This window comes from Kitasatospora sp. NPDC059817, assembly GCF_042731835.1.
Lineage (GTDB): Bacteria > Actinomycetota > Actinomycetes > Streptomycetales > Streptomycetaceae > Kitasatospora.
The window spans coordinates 1-1856 of sequence record NZ_JBHWIR010000408.1 but is presented as its reverse complement, the minus strand read 5'-3'; the positions used below and the strand labels follow the sequence as shown (position 1 = coordinate 1856).

At 72.3% G+C, this 1856-nt stretch carries 2 protein-coding genes; one reads left to right on the top strand and one right to left on the bottom strand.

Annotation, left to right across the window (positions count from 1 at the left end; translation table 11 throughout):
* Positions 1 to 915, bottom strand: a 915-nt coding sequence (locus ACFV61_RS35795; protein WP_380496353.1) for a serine/threonine-protein kinase, incomplete at its 3' end; no start/stop codon positions are given.
* A 408-nt stretch (positions 916 to 1323) separates the two neighbouring features.
* Between ACFV61_RS35795 and ACFV61_RS35790 the strand changes: the two genes are divergently transcribed.
* Complete coding sequence (locus tag ACFV61_RS35790) at positions 1324 to 1521, top strand: hypothetical protein (RefSeq protein ID WP_063346828.1); 198 nt, start codon at positions 1324 to 1326, stop codon at positions 1519 to 1521.
* Positions 1522 to 1856 lie beyond the last annotated feature (335 nt).

Below are 1856 nucleotides of genomic sequence, written 5' to 3'. Positions count from 1 at the left end.
GTCGGGGGCGGGCTGGGCCGCCGGACCCGCCGGGGCGGGTGCCGCGACCCGCCCGTGGCCGGGCCGCGCGGTCCGGGTGGCGGTTCCGGCTGCCGCCCCGCGCGCCGCGAGCTCGCTGAGGCGCTCGTGCAGTGCGGCCGCGCCGGGCCGCTCGGCGGGTTCCTTGGCGAGGCAGGCACGGATGAGCGGTGCCAGCGGCGTCGGTACGGCGGACAGGTCGGGTTCCTCGTGGACGACCCGGTAGAGCATGACTTCGGAGGACGCCCCGGATCCGAACGGGGTGTCCCCGGTGAGCGCGTAGGCGAGGGTGGCCCCGAACGCGAACACGTCGGTGGCGGGGGTGACGGCGGCGCCGCGGACCTGTTCGGGCGCGAGGAAGCCGGGGGAGCCGACGGCGGTGCCGACGTGGGTGAGGGTGCTGGCGCCGCGCGACCAGGCGATGCCGAAGTCGATGATGCGCGGGCCCCGCGGCGAGAGCAGGATGTTGGAGGGCTTGAGGTCGCGGTGGACGACCCCGGCTTCGTGCACCTTGACCAGCCCGTCGGCGAGTGCGGCGCCGATCCGGGCGGCCTCGGGCCAGCTCAGCGGCCCTTCGTCGCCGACCTGCTTGTAGAGGGAGGGCCCGGGCACGTACGCGGTGGCGAGCCAGGGGCGGTCGGCCTCGATGTCGGAGCCGACGACGCGGGCGGTGCAGCCGCCCCGGATGCGGGAGGCGGCGGCGATCTCGCGGGCGAAGCGGGTGCGGAACTCCTGGTCCTCGGCGAGTTCGGCGCGGATCAGCTTGAGGGCGACGCGCTGTCCGCGGCGGTCTGAGCCGAGGTAGACCACGCCCATGCCGCCGGCGCCCAGTCGCCGGTGCAGGCGGTACGGCCCGACGATGCGGGGGTCCTCACGCCTCAGCCGCATCATCGCCATGTTCCGTTCCCCGTCAGCCTGTGGGTGAGGCCCCGTCGGTTGGGGCATCGTCAGTTCCTGTCTGGCACAGCTTACGGACTGCCCCCTGCGGTGTGCTGATACGCAACACCTCAAGCAGCCGTGTGATTGTCGGATCGTGCGCTGACCCGCAGGTCATAGGGGTGCCGAAGCGTTTCTCGGGGTTGCCCCTCAGGGTTCCCCCGGGGTCGCGGCCAAGGCTCCCTCCCCCTGCGGTAGTACGCCTGAAGTCTGAGCGTCATCCTCCGGGATGCCCGAGGAACAGTACGACGGCATGACGCCCGGACGGCCCCCTGAGCAATAGCGTTGTGTTCAGCGGTGGACGGGGAGCTCGTCCCCCGAGGTAAGCCGTTCACCGCGCCAACTCGACCGGACCACAGGAGTAAGGGCATGGCACCGCAGCTCACGGGAAACCCCCGCCGTCGGTCGGCCGTCGTCCAGTCCCGGTCGGCCGAGCAGCCCACCAGGCACCCGGCCGTGGCGCTGGCCATGGCCCTGCCGTGCGCGGTGCTGCTGGTGCTGCTGTTCGGCGGTTGGGATCAGATGGCGAACCAGGCCCAGGCCGTCGCCGATCTGATCGGCCGCTGAGATCACGCCGGCCCCGATGGGGTCGGCCACAGAAACGGGCACTGGTCCCCTGGGGACGGGGAACAGTGCCGCCGGGGAGGCCGCGGCCGCGATGACACGCGGACGGGCGTGTGTGGTGCGCAGAGCGCCCCGGCAGGCGGAGACGCCGCGTACGGACGTCGGTGAGGGCGACCGTACGCGGCTCTTCTCTTTTCCCGAAGCCGTCGTCTGTCTCGAAGGCGTCGGCTGCCCCGAAGCCGTCGTCAACGCCAAACGGCCGGGGCCGCGGTGTCTTATACACAAATACCCTCCCCCCAAACCACAAGGTGTCTCGGTGTGGCGCTGTGTGGGTGTGA

Coding starts and splice junctions, on each gene's coding strand:
- ACFV61_RS35790 (WP_063346828.1), top strand. CDS start 1,324: ATGGCACCGCAGCTCACGGGAAACCCCCGCCGTCGGTCGGCCGTCGTC.